Source organism: Gordonia sp. (in: high G+C Gram-positive bacteria), assembly GCF_020438995.1.
Lineage (GTDB): Bacteria > Actinomycetota > Actinomycetes > Mycobacteriales > Mycobacteriaceae > Gordonia.
The window spans coordinates 1-17,831 of sequence record NZ_JAGQTN010000048.1 but is presented as its reverse complement, the minus strand read 5'-3'; the positions used below and the strand labels follow the sequence as shown (position 1 = coordinate 17,831).

General features: G+C 68.3%; 16 protein-coding genes. 13 read left to right on the top strand and 3 right to left on the bottom strand.

Features of this window, described 5'->3' with window-relative positions; genetic code table 11:
• Positions 1-133: 133 nt before the first annotated feature.
• Positions 134-970, bottom strand: coding sequence for a hypothetical protein (locus tag KDB67_RS04010; protein WP_291012689.1), 837 nt, complete (start codon positions 968-970; stop codon positions 134-136).
• Positions 971-1,363: 393 nt separating this feature from the next.
• Between KDB67_RS04010 and KDB67_RS04005 the strand changes: the two genes are divergently transcribed.
• From KDB67_RS04005 to KDB67_RS03990, 4 genes are read left to right on the top strand one after another with little or no spacing between them, the layout of a single operon-like run.
• Positions 1,364-2,380, top strand: a complete 1,017-nt coding sequence (locus KDB67_RS04005) for a thiamine ABC transporter substrate-binding protein (RefSeq protein ID WP_291012695.1) — start codon at positions 1,364-1,366, stop codon at positions 2,378-2,380.
• The gene (locus KDB67_RS04000; protein ID WP_291012692.1) at positions 2,380-4,026 is read left to right on the top strand and encodes an iron ABC transporter permease; all 1,647 of its coding nucleotides are present in this window, start codon (positions 2,380-2,382) and stop codon (positions 4,024-4,026) included. The genes KDB67_RS04005 and KDB67_RS04000 overlap by 1 nt, the downstream gene beginning before the upstream one ends.
• Positions 4,026-5,063 (top strand): ABC transporter ATP-binding protein, encoded by a 1,038-nt coding sequence (locus KDB67_RS03995; protein WP_291012686.1) that lies wholly within the window; start codon positions 4,026-4,028, stop codon positions 5,061-5,063. The genes KDB67_RS04000 and KDB67_RS03995 overlap by 1 nt, the downstream gene beginning before the upstream one ends.
• A 50-nt stretch (positions 5,064-5,113) precedes the next feature.
• Positions 5,114-5,530 carry an NUDIX domain-containing protein gene (locus KDB67_RS03990; protein ID WP_291012683.1) on the top strand — a complete coding sequence of 139 codons (417 nt, stop codon included), beginning with the start codon at positions 5,114-5,116 and terminating at the stop codon, positions 5,528-5,530.
• A gap of 63 nt (positions 5,531-5,593) precedes the next feature.
• Here the strand turns inward: KDB67_RS03990 and KDB67_RS03985 are convergent, their stop codons facing one another.
• The gene (locus tag KDB67_RS03985) at positions 5,594-5,770 is read right to left on the bottom strand and encodes a hypothetical protein (protein ID WP_291012681.1); all 177 of its coding nucleotides are present in this window, start codon (positions 5,768-5,770) and stop codon (positions 5,594-5,596) included.
• A gap of 126 nt (positions 5,771-5,896) precedes the next feature.
• On the opposite strand from KDB67_RS03985, the gene typA reads away from it, so the two are divergent.
• The 7 genes from typA (at position 5,897) to cofG (ending at position 15,501) form a co-directional block, all read left to right on the top strand.
• Positions 5,897-7,807, top strand: a complete 1,911-nt coding sequence (typA, locus tag KDB67_RS03980) for a translational GTPase TypA (protein ID WP_291012679.1) — start codon at positions 5,897-5,899, stop codon at positions 7,805-7,807.
• A gap of 102 nt (positions 7,808-7,909) precedes the next feature.
• Complete coding sequence (locus KDB67_RS03975) at positions 7,910-10,012, top strand: ABC transporter family substrate-binding protein (RefSeq protein WP_291012676.1); 2,103 nt, start codon at positions 7,910-7,912, stop codon at positions 10,010-10,012.
• A complete protein-coding gene (mshB, locus tag KDB67_RS03970) occupies positions 10,009-10,929 on the top strand; it encodes an N-acetyl-1-D-myo-inositol-2-amino-2-deoxy-alpha-D-glucopyranoside deacetylase (RefSeq protein ID WP_291012673.1) in 921 nt (306 codons plus the stop codon). The genes KDB67_RS03975 and mshB overlap by 4 nt, the downstream gene beginning before the upstream one ends.
• Before the next feature lie 4 nt (positions 10,930-10,933).
• On the top strand, positions 10,934-11,488 hold the full coding sequence (locus tag KDB67_RS03965; protein ID WP_291012670.1) for a hypothetical protein: 555 nt from the start codon (positions 10,934-10,936) through the stop codon (positions 11,486-11,488).
• An 82-nt stretch (positions 11,489-11,570) separates the two neighbouring features.
• Complete coding sequence (locus KDB67_RS03960; protein ID WP_291012668.1) at positions 11,571-12,692, top strand: FO synthase; 1,122 nt, start codon at positions 11,571-11,573, stop codon at positions 12,690-12,692.
• Positions 12,689-14,230, top strand: a complete 1,542-nt coding sequence (locus KDB67_RS03955; RefSeq protein WP_291012665.1) for an NAD(P)/FAD-dependent oxidoreductase — start codon at positions 12,689-12,691, stop codon at positions 14,228-14,230. Before KDB67_RS03960 ends, KDB67_RS03955 begins: the two co-directional genes overlap by 4 nt.
• Positions 14,227-15,501 carry a 7,8-didemethyl-8-hydroxy-5-deazariboflavin synthase CofG gene (gene cofG, locus KDB67_RS03950; RefSeq protein WP_291012662.1) on the top strand — a complete coding sequence of 425 codons (1,275 nt, stop codon included), beginning with the start codon at positions 14,227-14,229 and terminating at the stop codon, positions 15,499-15,501. Before KDB67_RS03955 ends, cofG begins: the two co-directional genes overlap by 4 nt.
• Positions 15,502-15,524: 23 nt before the next feature.
• On the opposite strand, the gene KDB67_RS03945 is transcribed toward cofG, so the two are convergent.
• Positions 15,525-16,109, bottom strand: coding sequence for a cysteine dioxygenase (locus tag KDB67_RS03945; protein ID WP_291012659.1), 585 nt, complete (start codon positions 16,107-16,109; stop codon positions 15,525-15,527).
• 386 nt (positions 16,110-16,495) lie between these two features.
• On the opposite strand from KDB67_RS03945, the gene fdxA reads away from it, so the two are divergent.
• Both fdxA and dapC read left to right on the top strand, forming a co-directional pair.
• The gene (gene fdxA / locus KDB67_RS03940; protein WP_170319196.1) at positions 16,496-16,819 is read left to right on the top strand and encodes a ferredoxin; all 324 of its coding nucleotides are present in this window, start codon (positions 16,496-16,498) and stop codon (positions 16,817-16,819) included.
• Between the two features lie 38 nt (positions 16,820-16,857).
• Positions 16,858-17,831: succinyldiaminopimelate transaminase (gene dapC / locus KDB67_RS03935; protein WP_291012654.1), on the top strand; the 974-nt coding region annotated here is incomplete at its 3' end.

Below are 17,831 nucleotides of genomic sequence, written 5' to 3'. Positions count from 1 at the left end.
TGTGCCGTGATGAACTTGCGACTTTGCCTCTCCTGGAATTGCGAGTCGACGCCCGGCTCCGGGCGGGCCCACATACGGCACGAGACCCCCGGCTGGTTGCCGGGGGTCTCGTGGAAAAGCCTCGAGGGTGAGATCAGATGAGGGCGAGCCCGATCGTCGGGGCGATCCCGCAGGTGGCCACCTTGCCCTTGCTCTTGGTGGTGACGGTGCCGTGGATCGTGGAGATGACGCGGCCCTTGCCGGTGCGGGCGATACCGGTGAAGGTGCCGGGGCCGTCGGCGACGTTGATCTTCTCGTTGCGCCTGAGCTCGGTCCGGCCGTTGCGTCCGGTGTCGATGTTGAGCCAGCTCACCCACAGCTTCTGGGTGGGGTTGTTCAGCGCGGGGCCGGTGCCGAGTGCGGTGTACACGTAGCCGGCCTCGCCCACCTTGGGTCCGGGGGCAGGAGCCTCCTGGGGACCCGCGGTCACGAGTGCACGGCCGAGCGAGGCGGTGAAGCCGTCGGAGGTGCCCATGCAGCCGATGCCGATGGTCGGATACAGGAACTCCTGGATCTTCGGCGCGGTGGGTCCGCTCGGGATCACCGGCTCGCTCTCGGCGTTCTTCTTCGCGTACTTCTGGACGCCGACCGTGGGCGCGAGCCTCTTGTCGGCGGCGGCCTTCTGCTCGGCGACCAGGCTCTTGGCGCCGGGCTCGCCGACGAAGTCCATCACCTTGTTCCACATCTTCGCGGCGTCGGCGGGCAGACCCGGCGTGGCCGACAGGCTCCTGGCCTGCTTGATGAGACCGGCGTTGACCTTGCCGTTGGGGCCAGGGGTGGTGATGGCGCCGATGATCGCCGGTGCGAACACGCCCATCGAGTCGAGGACCCGCTTGTCGAGCTTGACCGCCGGTGCGGATGCGGGCGCGGCGTGCGCCGCCGGAACGGTCAGCGAAGTCGCGGCCGCGATTGCAGTGGCAGTAAGAACCATGCGAGCCGCACGTCGTGGCGTACGCGGGGACGGGTGGGCTGGCAAGCGCACGTGTTGAGTCCTATCGATAGGTCTGGACGGGGCGAGTCGCCGCATATTCTACGCATGCGTGTGGGGTGACTGATCAGCAGACTACCGCAGGCGCCGAGTTGCATCTGGTAATGATGATAAAGTTGTTATCTACTGTGGCACATGATACTCCGATGATGCAGAGCTTCGCGACAGGTGGAGCGAAGCGCCGGACTTTTGCCTGGTTAGATCGGATGAACTCACCGACACCGGCGAGTCGTCAAATGCGTGAATTAGACCGTGAGGACCACAGAAGTGACCGTCAGCTGGCTGAGCGTAAAGCGTCCGCGCAGGGGAGTGGGAAAGCCGTCCCGGGCCGTCACCATGGCGGCGATGGCCGCCGTATGCGGGCTGCTCGGCGCGGGACTGACCGCGTGCGGTGACGACGATTCGTCGGCCGCGGGCGGCAGCGAGGTTGTCATGCTCACCCATGATTCCTTCGAACTACCCGAATCCGTGTACGAGGCCTTCACCGAGGAAACCGGACTCACGCTCAAGGTGATCAAGTCCGGCGATGCGGGCGCGCTCGCGTCCACCATCTCGCTGACCCCCGGCAAACCCAAGGCCGACGTCGTCTTCGGCATCGACAACACTTTCGCCTCGCGCCCCATCGAGAACGGCGCACTCGAACCGTACAAGTCGCCGGCGGCGGTCGACGGCGCGTCGGCTTATGCCGTCGCGGACTCGAACAACGAGCTGACCGCCGTCACCCGTGGCGACGTGTGCCTGAACCTCGACGACTCGTGGTTCGAGAAGCACGATATGACTCCGCCCAAGAGCTTCCGCGACCTGACGGACGCGAAGTACGCCAACCTGTCGGCACTACTCGATCCGGGTACGTCCTCGCCCGGCATGGCCTTCCTGCTGACCACCGTCAACGCCGACCCGCGCGGCTGGCAGGAGTACTGGAAGAAGATGGTCGCCAACAAGGCCACCATCGTCTCGGGCTGGGAGATCGCCTACAACCAGCTGTTCTCGGCGGGTGAAGGCCGTGGGCAGAAGCCGATCGTGCTGTCGTACGCGTCGTCACCGGCGGCCACACCGGGTACCTCCGCCCTGCTCGACAGCTGCTTCGGGCAGGTCGAGTACGTCGGCATCCTCAAGGGTGCCAAGAACGTCGACGGAGCCCGCAAGGTCGTCGACTTCATGCTGAGCCAGACCGTCCAGCGTGAACTGCCGTCGTCGATGTACGTCTATCCGGTGCAGAAGGGCACGCCGCTGCCCGACGGCTGGCAGCAACGCGCCCCCGTCCCGGCGTGGACGATCAAGATCCCGCCCGCCGTCATCGCCAAGAACCGTGAGCAATGGCTCCAGCAGTGGCGAGACGCCGTCGGGCGCTGATGCCCGCGGCCACCCGCGCGTTCGCACGCCTGGGGCTCGGTCTGGTCACACTCGTCCCGGTGGCCTTTGTCGCGGTGTTCTTCGGGTGGCCGGTCCTCGCGCTGATCCACCGTGCGGCCGGTGCTTCCGACGGAACCGGCGTCGGCAGGCTGCTGCGCAACACCGATGCCTTCGGTCTGCTCGGGATCACCCTCGGGCAGGCGCTTGCCTCGACCGTGCTCGTGGCCGTCGTGTCGATTCCGATCGTATGGCTGGTCGCCCGCGTGGATCTGCCCGGTTCTGGACTGCTGATGGTGGCGGTGACCGTGCCGTTCGTGCTGCCGACTGTGGTGGTGGGCATCGTCTTCCGGGCCGTGCTCGGCGGTCCGCTGGCCGGCCTGGGGATCGAGTCGGGCTTCTGGGCGGTCCTGCTCGCGCACGTCTTTCTCAACGTGGCGGTGTTCGTGCGGGTCGTCGGGGCCGCGATGCGCTCACAGGCCACCCGCGCCGCCGAAGCGGCCCGCTGCCTCGGCGCCGGCCCCGTGCGGGCGTTCGTCACGGTGCTGCTGCCGCCGTTGCTGCCTGCGATCGGGGCCGCGGCGTCGCTGGTGTTCCTGTTCTGCTCCACCAGTTTCGGCGTGATCATCATCCTCGGCGACGGCCGGTTGCGGACACTGGAGACCGAGATCTACCAGCAGGCGATCGGCTACTTCCGGATTCCGGAGGCGGTGGCGCTGTCGCTGCTGCAGATCGTCGTCGTGATCGGTGCGCTGCTGCTGACCAGGATCTTCGCCGACCCGTCCGCGTCGGGCTCGGCCCATGACCGGCCGCGGCGCCGACGACCGCACGGACTGCAGTGGCTCGCTGTGTCGGCGGCCGTCGTGTACACGCTGGTGCTGCTGGTGGCGCCGCTGCTGGTGCTGGCCGTCCGTTCGGTGCGGCCGACGGCGGGCGGCGGCTGGACGCTGCGCGGCTATCGCGGGCTGGCCGACGACGTGAACGGCATCAGCCCCCTGGACACCCTCGGCTACTCGCTCACCACCGCCGCATCGGCGACGCTCATCGCGGTGATCGTGGGGACGCTCGGGGCGATCTCGCTGCACCGGGCGACGGGCGTGGTCGCGGTCGTCGGCAATGTGCTGGCGATGATTCCGCTGGGCATCAGTGCGGTGACCCTGGGCTTCGGGTACCTGATCGCGCTGGCTCAGCTTCCCGCGGGGGTGTCGGACTCGTCGCTGATAATCCCGTGTGTGCAGGCGCTCATCGCGGTGCCGTTCGTGATTCGGGTGCTGCTGCCGGCGCTCGCGTCGGTGCCACCCCGGCTGCGTCAAGCAGCGGTGGTCTGCGGGGCGTCGCCGTGGCGGGTGTTTCTCACCATCGACGTGCCCACCATCGGCGGCAGCCTCGGCGCCGCCGGCGGATTCGCCTTCGTGATGGCGCTCGGTGAGTTCGGTGCGACCGGTTTCCTGGCCCGCGCCGACACGACGACGCTGCCGGTGCTCATCGGTTCGGGCCTCAACCGGCCCGGCGCCGACAACCTGGCCACCGCGATGGCCTCGGCGATGCTGCTGGTGGCCGTCACCGCCGTCGCCGTCGGCGTCATCGAGCTGTTCGGCAGGCGGGCCGATCGCCGCCGTCCGGTGCGGCCCCGGACGGCGGTGAACTGATGCTCGAGATCGACGGGATCCGGGTGCGCTACGGCGCCGACGTGGTGATCGACGAGCTGAGCTGGACGGTTGGCACACAGGCTCCGGTGGCCGCGCTGCTCGGACCGTCGGGCTGCGGAAAGTCCACTCTGCTGCGGGCCATCGCCGGTCTGGAGCCCCTGGTGGCCGGGCATATCGCCTTCGGCGGACAGGACCTGGCGAGGGTGCCCGCGCACCGGCGCGACTTCGGGGTGGTGTTCCAGGACGGGCAACTGTTCGACGGACGCTCGGTGGCCGCGAACGTCGGCTACGGGCTGAAGATGCGCCGCTGGAGACGCCGCGACGTCGAGGCACGGGTGCAGGAGATGCTGGAGTTGGTCGGCTTGTCCGGTTACGGGCAGCGCTCTGTACGGGAGATCTCCGGCGGACAGGCCCAGCGCGTCGCGTTAGCGCGTGCCCTGGCACCGCGGCCACGGCTGCTGCTGCTCGACGAACCGCTCGCCGCGCTCGACAAACTTCTGCGCGACCGGCTCGCGGTCGACATCGCTGCGATCGTGCGCGAGACGTCCACGCCGACGGTGATCGTGACCCACGATCACACCGAGGCCGCGCTGATGGCCGACCGGGTGTCGGTGATGCGCGAGGGCCGGATCGTGCAGACCGACACGCCGGCCCGCCTGTGGCGCAATCCGATCGACGAGTGGTCCGCCGAATTCCTCGGCGTCACAACGATTCTCGACGCTACAGTGAAACGGGGTGTGGCCTCCTGTGCGCTCGGCGAGTTTGCGATCGACCTCCCCGAAGGACCGATACGACTTGGTCTTCGCCCGGAATCTGTTGTGGCCATACCGCTTTTGGATGACATCCGGGAAGGTGGGGTTGTCGCGGAAGTGGTCTATGCAGCCGTCCTGCCGACCGGTGTGCGCGTCGACGTGTCGACACCGATCGGCGTCCTGCCGGCGACGGCACCGTCCGACCGGTTGGCGCCCGGCGACAAGGCGCTCCTGCGCCTGGACGTCGACAGGATCGCGCTGCTGGGACCGTCGCCTGTTCGGTAACATCGGTACCTCGTTCGGCACCCGATCGTCCAAGCGTGCAGAGGAGCAGGATGACCCGAATCGTCGTCGCAGCAGTGATCATCGATCCGTCAACGTCGACACTGCTGTTGGCACAGCGCAGTTCCCCGCCCGAAGACGCGGGGCTGTGGGAGCTCCCGGGTGGCAAGGTCGAGGACGGCGAGACGTGGCAGGCCGCGCTCGAACGCGAGATCGTCGAAGAACTCGGTATGCGCGTGGAGGCCGGCGAGCAGGTGGGCGAGGTCGTGACCGGGATACCCGGATTCGAGGTGGTGGCGCTGCGCGCCCGGCAGACCGGTGGAACGCCTCGCGCACTCGAACACGCCGACCTGCGCTGGGTGGACGTGGCCGAGTTGCGGCGGATGAATGAGGCCGGGGTACTGATGGCCTCGAGCGTGGCATGGCTCGACGAGCTGATCGGGCTGCTGAGCAACTGGGCGGATGGGTAACTGGACGGATGCGTAACTGGGCGAACCGTGGGCACCCCGACGGGGCTGGTCGGACGGGGTCGGTCAGGAGGCGCGGGCCTTTTTCAGGGCGTGGTCGAGTTCCTTCTTGGACATGCGGCGGGTGTCGAGTTTGCGCATCCGGTGAATGACCACGGGGCAGCGCACGCACCGCGTCTTCTTCTTACAGCACTTCTTCTTCGCCTTCATTCCGCCGACTTTGGCGGGGTTGACCTTGCCCATGAATCGACGTTAGCAGTGCCTAAGCGAACCCTGTGATCGGCATCTCACAGCACCGAGGCGCTACCATGGGCCGGTTGACCTGCCGATCACGGCGGATTCGTACTGCCCAACACCTGGAGAGAGTCAGTGAGCGCTGCCCCCAACTTCCGCAACGTCGCGATCGTCGCGCACGTCGACCATGGTAAGACCACGCTGGTCGATGCGATGCTCCGCCAGTCCGGGGTTTTCGGCGAGCGAGCCGAACTCGTCGACCGGGTCATGGACTCCGGTGACCTCGAACGCGAGAAGGGCATCACCATTCTCGCCAAGAACACCGCGGTGCACCGTCGCCAGCCCGACGGCACCGAGTTCGTCATCAACGTCATCGACACCCCCGGCCACGCCGACTTCGGTGGTGAGGTCGAACGCGGCCTGTCGATGGTCGACGGAGTCGTCCTGCTCGTCGACGCATCCGAGGGCCCGCTGCCGCAGACCCGGTTCGTGCTGCGCAAAGCTCTGGCCGCGTCACTGCCGGTGATCCTGGTGGTCAACAAGACCGACCGTCCCGACGCCCGCATCCAGGAGGTCGTCGACGAGAGCCAGGACCTGCTGCTCGATCTGGCCTCCGACCTCGACGACGAGGCCGCCGAGGCCGCCGAACTGGCCCTCGAACTGCCTGTTCTCTACGCGTCCGGCCGCGCTGGCATCGCCAGCACCGAACAGCCCGCCAACGGCGAGGTGCCGGAGGGGGAGAACCTCGACCCGTTCTTCGACGTGCTGCTCGAATACGTTCCGGCTCCCAAGGGAGATCCCGAGGCGCCGCTGCAGGCACACGTGACCAACCTCGACGCCTCGGCGTTCCTGGGCCGGCTCGCGCTGGTCCGCATCCACAACGGCACCCTGCGCAAGGGGCAGCAGGTGTCGTGGTGTCGTGAGGTCGACGGCGAGCCCGTCGTCGAGCGCGCCAAGATCACCGAACTGCTCGCCACCGTCGGCGTCGAGCGCGCCCCCGCTGAATCGGCCGTCGCCGGAGACATCGTCGCCGTCGCGGGGATGCCCGAGATCATGATCGGTGACACCCTCGCCGACTTGGAGAATCCGGTGCCGCTGCCGCGGATCACCGTCGACGAACCGGCCATCTCGGTCACGATCGGCACCAACAGCTCGCCGCTGGCCGGCCGGGTGTCCGGTCACAAACTGACCGCCCGCATGGTCAAGAGCCGCCTGGACTCCGAACTCATCGGCAACGTGTCGCTGCGCGTGCTCGACATCGGCCGCCCCGACGCCTGGGAGGTGCAGGGCCGCGGTGAGCTGGCGCTGGCGATCCTCGTCGAGCAGATGCGCCGCGAAGGATTCGAGCTGACCGTCGGCAAACCGCAGGTGGTCACCCGCAAGGTCGACGGCAAGGTGCACGAGCCGTTCGAGCACCTCACCGTCGACGTGCCCGAGGAATACCTGGGTGCGGTCACCCAGCTGCTGGCCGCCCGTAAGGGGCGCATGGAGCAGATGAACAACCACGGCACCGGCTGGGTGCGCCTGGAGTTCATCGTGCCCTCGCGTGGCCTGATCGGGTTCCGCACCGACTTCCTCACCGAAACCCGCGGCACCGGCATCGCCAACGCTGTATTCCATGGCTACGACGCCTGGGCCGGCGAGATCCGCGCCCGGCACACCGGATCGCTCGTGTCCGACCGCGCCGGCAGCGTCACCCCGTACGCGATGATCCAGCTCGCCGACCGCGGCACCTTCTTCGTCAACCCCGGCGATGACAGCTACGAGGGTCACGTCGTGGGCATCAACCCGCGCGCCGAGGACCTCGACATCAACGTGTGCCGTGAGAAGAAGCTCACCAACATGCGGCAGTCGTCGGCCGACGTCATGGAGACCCTGGCCAAGCCGATGCAGCTCGACCTCGAAGGCGCGATGGAGTTCTGCGCCGCCGACGAGTGCGTCGAGGTCACCCCCGAGGTGGTGCGGGTGCGCAAGGTGCATCTGGACTCCTCGACCCGGGCCCGCGAACGATCCCGCGCCAAGGCCCGCGACCAAGCCGTGGGCTGACCGACCGTTCGGAGGACAGGACGCGTCTAATGTGGTGGATCAGGGCCGGATCTCGGCCCCGATCCACCACACAGGTCGGGCCACGTGAAGGAGATGCGACGGGTGCGCGAACGACGCAAGGTGGTGCTTCCCGCACTCGCCGCAGCGCTGCTGCTGGTCGGTGGATGCAGCGCCGATCCACCGCCGCCCGTCCGTGAGACGGCGCCCCCGGCCACTCCGGTGCCCTACCCCGACGACAAGACCATCTACATCGCCACCGGCTCGATCGGCACTGGCTTCAACCCGCATCTGCGTACCGATCAGGGCGTGGTGACCACGGCGATCGCGGCGACCACGCTGCCGAGCCCGTTCGCTCCCGTCGACTCGCCGACCGGCGTCCGGTGGGTGCTACAGACCGATTTCGTCACCTCGGCCGAGGTCACCAAGACCGAGCCGTTCACCGTCACCTACCGGATCCACAAGAATGCGCAGTGGTCCGACGGTCTGCCCGTGACCGGCGACGACTTCAGTTATCTATGGCAGCAGATGTCGCGACGACCGGGTGCTGTCGCGCCCGCCGGGTACCGGCTCATCGACTCGGTCGCCACGAGTTCGGGCGGTAAGACGGTCGATGTGCGGTTCGCCGCCGCCTATCCCGCGTGGCGGGAACTGTTCACCAACCTCCTGCCCAGCCATGTCCTGCGGGGAACCCCGTCCGGATTCGAGACCGGCATGGACAGCGGGATGCCGGTGTCGGCCGGACCCTTCCTCATCCGGTCGATCGACCAGACGCGCGACGAGGTGCGGCTGATCCGCAACGACCGGTACTGGGCCAGACCGTCGGTGCTCGACCAGATCGTGCTGCGCAGGGCCGGGACCGTGCCGCAGATGGTCGGTTCCGTGCGGGCCCGCGATTCGGCGATCGTGAACTTCCCCAGCGGGCCGTCGACGCAGGCGGAACTGTCGGCGGTACCGGGGACATCGACCCGGCGCGACCCGGTGCCGCGGGCTCTTACGGTCACCGCGAACACGCGGACCCCGGCGATGCGGGAGCTGTCCGTCCGCACCGCGATACTGGGCGCAATCGACCGGCAGCTGGTGACGTTCGCCGGGGCCGGTGACGAGGTGGTCACCCGGTTCGCCAATACCGTCTACGCACCCACCGACGCCGGGTACACGCCGGCCGACAGGCCGCGACTGGACAACGCCAGGATCGAATCGTTGCTGGTGGGCGCCGGATTCGAGCGTGGCCCGGTAGTCACGGCAGAGTCCGATTCGGAGTCCGGCGAGGAGCCTGCTCCGGAGTCTTCAGGGGCGTCAGGGTCTTCCGAGAGCCGGCCTCCCGCGTCTGGTCAGCCTTCCGAACCGGCGCCGCGGACCCCGACCACCGGCCCAGTCACCACGGACCCCGTACGCCCGACGGCGCGGACCCCGGTGCCTTCATCAGCGGGCGCCCCGTCGTCCGGTATCTCGGAGCCGTCTTCGGGTACCGCGGGTGCCCCCGAATCGGCCGGCGCCGAACGGGACGACTCCGAGATGGCATCGGTGCCGGTCGGGGTGGCGCCGTTCCAGAAGGACGGCCGCGATCTCACCATTCGCGTCGGCGCGGTATCCGGGGATCCGCGCTCGGCGTCGGCGGCCGCGACCATCGTCGACCAGTTACGCGCCATCGGTATCCGGGCCGGTACCCGGCTGCTGGCCGGTAACGAACTGTACGGTACGGCGTTGACGAACTCCGAGGTCGATCTGGTGGTCGGCTGGACGGCGGTGGGTGTGCCGCCGGCCGTCGCCTTCGCGTCGCAGGTCGACTGCGAGGCCCCCAAGGCCGGGTCCGCGCCGGCGTCTGCGTCGAAGCCCGCCACACCGAGCGACTCGGTTACCCCGTCACCGGCGTCGGGACAGCCGGCGGTGACGTCATCTGTGTCGTCGTCATCGGTGTCGCCGACCGGGCCCGTCCCGGATGCCGCCGACTCCGGATACATCGGCAACATCTCCGGCCTGTGCGACGAGGACCTGATCAGGCTGGCCCGCGCGGTGTTGTCGGCCGACGATCCGGCGCCGCTGCTGGAGGAGGCCGAGCCGCTGCTGGCCGAACAATCGGTGTACCTGCCGATCTATCAGGAACTGTCGCTGGTCGGCGTCACCGATCAGGTGACCGGGGTACCGCTGTCCGGACCGATCCAAGTAGGGATCTTCGGCGATGCGGACGTGTGGGACCAGAAATGAGCGGGACGAGTCAGGTGAGCAGGGAAGGCACGGGTGTGACGGATTCGGCGCGGGCAGGCCGCAGGCTGCTCTTGGTTCACGCCCATCCCGACGACGAGACGATCATGACCGGCGGCACCATCGCCCGGTATCTTGCCGAGGGCGCGCAGGTGTTGGTGGTGACCTTCACGCTCGGTGAGGAGGGAGAGGTGATCGGCGACGAATGGGCACAGCTGGTCGCCGACGGCGGTGCCGATCAGCTCGGCGGATATCGCATCTTCGAACTCACCACCGCACTGGCCGCGCTGAGCCCGCCGGATCGCGTCCTGCGACCCCGGTTCCTGGGCGGCGCCGGGCACTTCCGTGATTCGGGTATGGCAGGCTCCCCGTCGGCCGAACACCCGCGGGCGCTCGCGAAGGCGCGGCTCGAACGGCCGGTGGCCCTGCTGGCCGACATCATCGCCGAGTTCGCCCCGCAGGTGGTGATCACCTACGACAAGGCCGGAACCTACGGCCATCCCGACCACGTGCGGGTGCACGACGTCACCGCCGCGGCCCTGCCGATCGCCCGGGCGCGGCTCGGCACCGAGATGAAGGTGTACGAGTCGGTCACTGAACACAGCGCGTTGGAAACCGGTCTGGCGGCCGCAGCCGGTCGGGTGCCGCTGGGCTGGCGGATGCCCGGCGACGGGGAGCTGCCCCGCTACCCGGACGGGGTCATCACCGCCGAGGTCGACGTCAGTTCGGTGTATGAGCGCAAGGCTGCGGCGCTGGCCGCACACGCCACCCAGGTGACCGTTGCGGCATCGGGTACCGAGTACGCGTTGTCGAACAACATCCTCACCCCGATCGGCGCGGTCGAACACTTCGTACAGGTCGACGGTCCCCGGTCCGATGCGCCCGGCCGTGAGACGGATCTCTTCGCGGGACTGGACTGAGCCGATGGCGGCCAAGAAGAAGCGCCGGAACACGCCGAAGAAGCGTCAGCAGACGGTTATACCCGCTGTCGTGGCGGCGCTGCCGGAGCCGCCCCCTACCGTCGCGCAGCCGGACACCTTCTTCGGCAGGTTGAACGTGCAATCGGTGCGTGTGGCCACCGCCGTCGCCGAGGTGTGGTCGATGCCCAGCGTCGTCTTCGACCGCGTGATGCTGGGTTTGCTGACGTGCGCGGCCATCCCCGTCGGGCTGCTGTCGGCCGGATTCGCCCCGCAGCGGTTCTTCGGTGAACAGATCCCGGTCGTGGCAGTGCTCGTGGGGCTCACCAACCTGGTGCTGCTGTGGCTGGCCTCCGGGTTTTCGCGCGGGCCGGGCCGGGTGGCTCCGCTGATCGCCTGGCTGCTCACCCTGATGGTCGCCGCGACGGCCGGTCCCGGTCGCGACGTGGTGCTCCCGCTGGACGGCACGGACTTCGTGGCGACGTTTCTGCTGGTGGCGGTAGGTGCCGGTATCCCGCTGGCGGCCCTGTGGTCCGGTCGGCTGAGCACCCGGCCCAGGTGAGCCGCCGGTCCGTGCCCGCACGTCGTCCGGGGTGGACCGTCCGGGTTCGGGTGGGGGCCTTGCCGATCGCTACAGTGTGATCATGGTCCTACGTGAGTGGGCTCGGGATGCGGTGGCCGAGACGGCGGATGTTCGTGCGGCGCTGCGACGTGCGGCCACGGACCCGGCGTCGCTGACCGACGGCGAGTGGGTGGCGTTGCTCGGCGCGGACGGTACCGAACTCGATGAGCTGTGTGCGATCGCCGATTCGGCGCGCCAGACCGTCACCGACCCGGATGCGCTGACCTTCGTGGTCAACCGCAACTTCGACACCACCGTCATCGCGAGTGGTGCCGATGGAGTACCGGAACTGTCGGCGCTCGTCGACGAGGCTTGGCAGCTCGGCGCCACCGAGATCTGCATGCAGGGCCCGATCCCCGTCGACGCACCCGACGACGGCTATCTGCGGCTTATCGAACAGATCCATGCCGTCGCCCCGGAGATGCACCTGCACGCGTTCCGCCCGCCCGAGGTGCGTGACGGTGCGGCGCGGATGGGGTTGTCCATCCCGGAGTTCCTGAGCAGGGCACGCGATGTCGGGCTCGGTTCGGTGCCGGGCACCGCCGCCCAGATCCTCGACGACGAGGTGCGCGCGCGGCTGTCGGGGGGGTCGGCGCCGCCGGTGTCCGAGTGGATCGAATCCATCGAGGCCGCGCACGACGTCGGCCTGTTCTCCACCTCGACGCTGCTGTACGGGCATGTCGAGTCGTCCCGGCACATCGTCGCGCATCTGCGGTTGCTCAATGAGATCCAGGACCGCACAGGCGGTTTCAGTGAGCTGATCGTAATGCCGATGCTGCCGTCGATGGCGCCCGCGCAGCTGGGGGCCCACGGGTTGGCCTCACGACGCGAGACGCGCGCAGTGCACGCGGTGGCCCGGCTGCTGACGTTCGGCCGGATCGCGCACGTGCAGGTGGCGTGGACCAAGCTCGACCCGGATACGGTCATCGACATCCTGCGCGGTGGCGCCGACGACATCGGCGGCCTGCTGATCGACGGTGTCCTGATGCCCGCTGCCGGTCAGGAGTCGGGCCGCGTGCTGTCGGCGCAGCAGGTCGCCGACATCGCCGCCGCGGTGGGCCGCCGTCCGGTGCAACGCACCACCGGCTACGGCGCACCACCCGCAGCACTGCTGACGCCGATCCCTCAGGTGCACGGTCGGTGACCGGGGCGAGCGAAGCGACGGGGGATGTGACCGGGGCGAGCGGGTCCGTTCCGGCCGAGGTCGATGTGGCGATCGTGGGGGCCGGATTCGCCGGGATCGGTATGGCCACACAGTTGCGGCGCCGCGGCCGGGAATCGTTCGTGGTGCTCGAACGCGCCGATGCGGTGGGCGGCACATGGCGCGACAACGTGTATCCGGGAATCGCCTGCGATATCCCGGCGCACCTGTATTCGTTCTCGTTCCGTCCGCCTGCCGATTGGGCGACGTTGTTCCCGCGGGGTGCGGAGATCCGCGATTACTTGCAGCGCACCGTCGACGAGGAGGGACTGACGCCGTTCATCAGGCTCGGTTGCGAGCTGGTTGATGCGCGGTGGGACGCGTCGTCGGCGCAATGGTCCCTCGTGACAGGCAGGGGCCGTGTGCGGGCGCGGATGCTGGTGCTGGCGGTCGGGCGGCTGTCCGAACCGCATGTTCCCGACATCGATGGACTGGACGGCTTTTCGGGGACGGTGGTGCACACCGCGCAATGGCATCCGGATGTGGTGTCGGGCGGGGAGCGGATCGGCGTCGTAGGGACCGGGGCGTCGGCGGTGCAGATCATCCCGCACCTGGCCGAGTCGGCCGAGGAACTGGTGGTTTTCGCCCGGACACCGGCGTACGTGGTGCCGCGCCAGGATCGGGCGTTCAGCGAGCAGGAGCGGGCGCGGCTACGTGTTGAGGAGAATGCGCGGGCGTTGCGCGAGCAACTGCTCCTCGACGCGGATCGGGCGTTCGCGCAGCGGCTGCGGCTGGTGCCCGACATCGACGAGATCCGGGATCTGGCGCTCGGCCATCTGGCTGCACAGGTATCTAATCCTATTCTGCGACAGCATCTTACGCCTGACTATGAGATCGGCTGCAAGCGGATTCTGCTCAGCGACGACTATTATCCGACGCTCGGACAGCCCCATGTGGTGTACGAGCCGAGTGCGTTGACATCGGTTGTCGAGAACAAGGCGTGCGCGGCGAGCGGTGCCACCCACGATCTCGATGTCCTGGTGCTGGCCACCGGATTCGAGGCCACGCGTCCGCCGGTCGCGGTGCGGATCCGCGGCCGTGACGGCCAGGTCCTCGATGACCACTGGTCCCGCGGCATGGTGTCGTATGCGTCAACGACGGTCGCGGGCTTTCCCAATATGTTCGTCCTCGATGGACCGAATGCGGCGCTCGGGCACAATTCGGCGATCTACATGATCGAGACACAACTGGACTACGTCGTCGGTGCCTTGAATTATATTGCCGCCAAGTCTATTTCGTCGTTGGAGGTGTCGGCCGAGGCAGAGGTCGCCTATACGGCAGAGATCGACGAGCGCAGTGCCCCGACGGTGTGGCTGACCGGTTGCCGGAGTTGGTACGTCGATCAGCGCAGTGGCCGGCTCACGCTGCTATGGCCGGGTACGGCGGTGTCGTTCCGCGAACGCAACGGCACTTTCGACCCTGGCCCATACGTCGTGCGCCGGAGTGAGTTCGCCCCTGCGAGTCCGGGTGGCGGCCGATGAGCACCGGTCAGGCGGTGGCCACCGCACTTGCCGCCGCGCAACACGCCGCGGCCACGGGGGCGCAGCCGGCCCTCGACGATGTCGTCACGCTGCTGTCGTGCCGGGGTGCCGACCTGGCCGAATTGCAGTCGGTCGCCGCGCGGTTGCGTGACGAGGGGCTGGCGAGGGCGGGACGAGCGGGCCGGATCACCTACTCGCGCAAGGTATTCATCCCGCTGACGCGGCTGTGCCGGGACCGGTGCCATTACTGCACGTTCGTGACCGTTCCGGGCAAACTGCGCCGCGAAGGGCACGGCATGTACCTCGAGATCGATCAGGTCGTCGCCCTGGCACGGCAGGGGGCCGCACTCGGCTGTAAGGAGGCCCTGTTCACTCTGGGTGACCGGCCGGAGGATCGCTGGCCCGAGGCCGCGCAATGGCTGGCCGAGCGCGGCTATTCATCGACGCTCGACTACGTGCGGGCGGCGTCGGTGGCAGTCCTCGAACAGACCGGGCTGTTGCCGCACCTGAATCCGGGTGTCATGTCGCTCGACGAGCTGAACTGGTTGCGTCCGGTGGCGCCGTCGATGGGCATGATGCTGGAGACCACCGCCCGGCGGCTGTTCACCGACAAGGGGCAGCCGCACTACGGCAGCCCCGACAAGGATCCGCTCGTTCGCCTCCAAGTGCTTCGGGACGCCGGCGAGGCCAAGGTGCCGTTCACCACCGGCATCCTGGTCGGTATCGGTGAGAACCTCACCGAAAGGGCGCAATCGCTGCTCGCGATGGCGCAGATCCACCGCACCTACGGGCACATCCAAGAGGTGATCGTGCAGAACTTCCGGGCCAAACCGGACACCGCGATGCGTGGCGTCCCGGATGCGGAGATGTCGGAGTTCCTGTCCGCGGTCGCCGTGGCGCGGCTGGTGATGGGACCGGATGTGGCGATCCAGGCACCGCCCAACCTGGTGTCCCACGAGGAGTGCGCGGCGCTGATCGCCTCCGGGATCGCCGACTGGGGCGGGGTGTCGCCGCTGACCCCCGACCATGTGAACCCGGAACGGCCGTGGCCCAACCTCGACGCGCTCGCCGACCTGACCTCCCGGTGTGGCTTCACACTGACCGAACGCATCACCGCCGAGCCGCAGTACGTGCTCGATCGCGGCAGGTGGATCGACGCCGCGCTCACCGCCCACGTCGAGGCGCTCGCCGACCCCGTGACCGGCCTGGCCGTCGACACCCGGCCGGTGGGCCGGAGCCTGCCGCGGCAGCCGGTGGCGGGTCTGCCCTAGGGGGTACGCGCCGGGGCAGATCGCTATTCGGGGAGATCCTTGAGTTCTGTACGGGTGCGCCGCAGCGTGCCGTGCTCGGTGACCTCGTAGTAGGACTGCGCGGTCAGCGGCGGCGAGTACGCCTGGACGGTGAGCGTCGGAGCGGAGCCGGGTTCGGCTCCGGCGGGACGAGGGTCGCGCATCAGATCGTGCACCCATCCGATCGGGAAGGCAGCCTGATCACCGGCACCGAGAACACGTACCTTCAGGTCGTCGCCCGTCCAGTGGTACTCGCGCAGTGACCCGGACATCACGGTGAGAGCACCGAGCGATCCGGCGTGATCGTGCAGTTCGGATTCACCGTCGTCGACCCAGCTGACGAGCCACAGCTCGAGGTCGTCGCGCCGCTGCAGACGGATCGCCGAACGGGTGGACCGGTCCCACTGCGCCGGCAACAACGCGTCGTAGCGGCCGTCGAGGATGTCCGCGGCCCCCTGGTCGGCGATGCGCAGAAGATCGGCCGGCAGCAACCGGGTGGGTAGGTGCCGGGTCAGCGGTCGCCGGATCGCTGAGCGTTGGTCGCGGTCAAGTGTGGGCAGACCCGCCCGAAGCGTCCCGGATGCCGTCATGGCGCCCACTTTGCCGGGCGGTGCCGGTCGGGGCCACCGTTTGCTGCACCCTGATCGCAAGCACCGAAGGTCATCCGCCGGTGTGATCCGCATTACTTATCTGTCCTAAAACGATGGATCGGATCCATGAAACCGCTGGTCAGCTTCTCGGGGTGGTCCGCTTAGGGCACGGTCAGTTTTTCTTCGGCCGGGTATAGGGCGGATACTGTGGTGCGCGATCTTCTCGCCGGGTACAAGTGTGCCCGCCGGACGGTCCGCAGGTGGTGCGACCAGCCCTTGCGCCACTTTCGCCGCGGTACGAACCGCCGACGTGCACACCGGATGTGGTGCGCACCAGACGTCGGGTCTCGCCACGTGGCGGAGACGAACGTGCAGCGAAGGAGAGAGTGGTGACGTACATCATCGCGGAGCCTTGCGTCGATGTCATGGACAAGGCCTGCGTCGAAGAGTGCCCGGTGGACTGCATCTACGAAGGCGGGCGGAGCCTCTACATCCAGCCCGACGAATGCGTCGACTGCGGCGCCTGCGAACCGGTGTGTCCGGTCGAGGCGATCTTCTACGAAGATGATGTCCCGGACGAATGGGAACCGTACGTCAGCGCCAACGCCGACTTCTTCGACGACCTCGGTTCGCCGGGCGGTGCCAGCAAGGTCGGCAAGACCGACTACGATCCTCCTTTCATCGCCGCACTCGCGCCGATCGAGGAGTAGTCGCGTTCTTCTTGTAGGGCTTGTAGGAATGGGAACCAGTGGGTAACGCATCACGCCGTAAGGTCAGTTCGACGCTGCCCGACTTTCCGTGGGACACCATCGCCGGTGCGAAGGCGACGGCCGCCGCGCATCCCGACGGGATCGTCGACCTGTCGGTGGGCACACCCGTCGACGCCGTCGATCCGCTGATCCGCCGCGCACTCGATGACGGTGCGTCGTTCCCGGGCTACCCCACGACGATCGGTACCACCGACCTTCGTGAGGCCGCCGCCGCGGCGCTGACCAGGCGTTACGGGACGTCGGAACTGGGTATCGACCAGATCCTGCCGGTGATCGGCACCAAGGAGGCGATCGCCGGACTGACGTCGATCCTCGGGATCGGTGCCGGTGAGACGGTGGTGATCCCGGAGGTCGCGTACCCGACGTACGAGGTCAGCGCACTGCTGGCCGGGGCGACACCGGTCCGGGCGGACTCGACCGTGCAACTCGGTCCGGCCAGGCCGGCGCTCATGTTCGTCAACTCACCGTCGAATCCCACCGGCAAGGTGCTGGGCATCGATCACCTGCGCAAGGTCGTGCAGTGGGCGCGCGAGCGTGAGGTGGTCGTGGCCTCCGACGAGTGCTACCTGGGACTGACCTGGGAAGGCGAGGCGTACTCGATCCTCGACCCACGGGTCTGCGACGGCGACCACACCGGCCTGCTGGCCATCCACTCGCTGTCGAAGGTGTCGAATCTGGCGTCCTACCGGGCCGGCTTCTTCGCCGGCGACCGCGACCTGATCGCCGAACTGCTCGCCGTCCGCAAACATTCGGGCCTGATACTGCCGTTCCCGATCCAGTCGGCCATGACCGCTGCCCTGAACGACGACACCCACGTCGATGCCCAGCGCGAGCGCTACCGGGCCCGCCGCGACGTCCTGAAGGCGGCCGTCGAGAACGCGGGCTTCACCGTCGATCATTCCGAGGCGGGCCTGTATCTGTGGGCCACCCGCGGCGAGGATTCCCGCGTCAC

Bases quoted from the DNA above. Each gene is read 5' to 3' on its own strand.
- KDB67_RS03995 (WP_291012686.1), top strand. From the start codon at position 4,026: ATGCTCGAGATCGACGGGATCCGGGTGCGCTACGGCGCCGACGTGGTG.
- KDB67_RS04000 (WP_291012692.1), top strand. From the start codon at position 2,380: ATGCCCGCGGCCACCCGCGCGTTCGCACGCCTGGGGCTCGGTCTGGTC.
- KDB67_RS03960 (WP_291012668.1), top strand. From the start codon at position 11,571: ATGGTCCTACGTGAGTGGGCTCGGGATGCGGTGGCCGAGACGGCGGAT.
- KDB67_RS04005 (WP_291012695.1), top strand. From the start codon at position 1,364: ATGGCGGCGATGGCCGCCGTATGCGGGCTGCTCGGCGCGGGACTGACC.
- KDB67_RS03990 (WP_291012683.1), top strand. From the start codon at position 5,114: ATGACCCGAATCGTCGTCGCAGCAGTGATCATCGATCCGTCAACGTCG.
- cofG (WP_291012662.1), top strand. From the start codon at position 14,227: ATGAGCACCGGTCAGGCGGTGGCCACCGCACTTGCCGCCGCGCAACAC.
- KDB67_RS03945 (WP_291012659.1), bottom strand. From the start codon at position 16,109: ATGACGGCATCCGGGACGCTTCGGGCGGGTCTGCCCACACTTGACCGC.
- KDB67_RS03965 (WP_291012670.1), top strand. From the start codon at position 10,934: ATGGCGGCCAAGAAGAAGCGCCGGAACACGCCGAAGAAGCGTCAGCAG.
- KDB67_RS03985 (WP_291012681.1), bottom strand. From the start codon at position 5,770: ATGGGCAAGGTCAACCCCGCCAAAGTCGGCGGAATGAAGGCGAAGAAG.
- KDB67_RS04010 (WP_291012689.1), bottom strand. From the start codon at position 970: ATGGTTCTTACTGCCACTGCAATCGCGGCCGCGACTTCGCTGACCGTT.
- mshB (WP_291012673.1), top strand. From the start codon at position 10,009: ATGAGCGGGACGAGTCAGGTGAGCAGGGAAGGCACGGGTGTGACGGAT.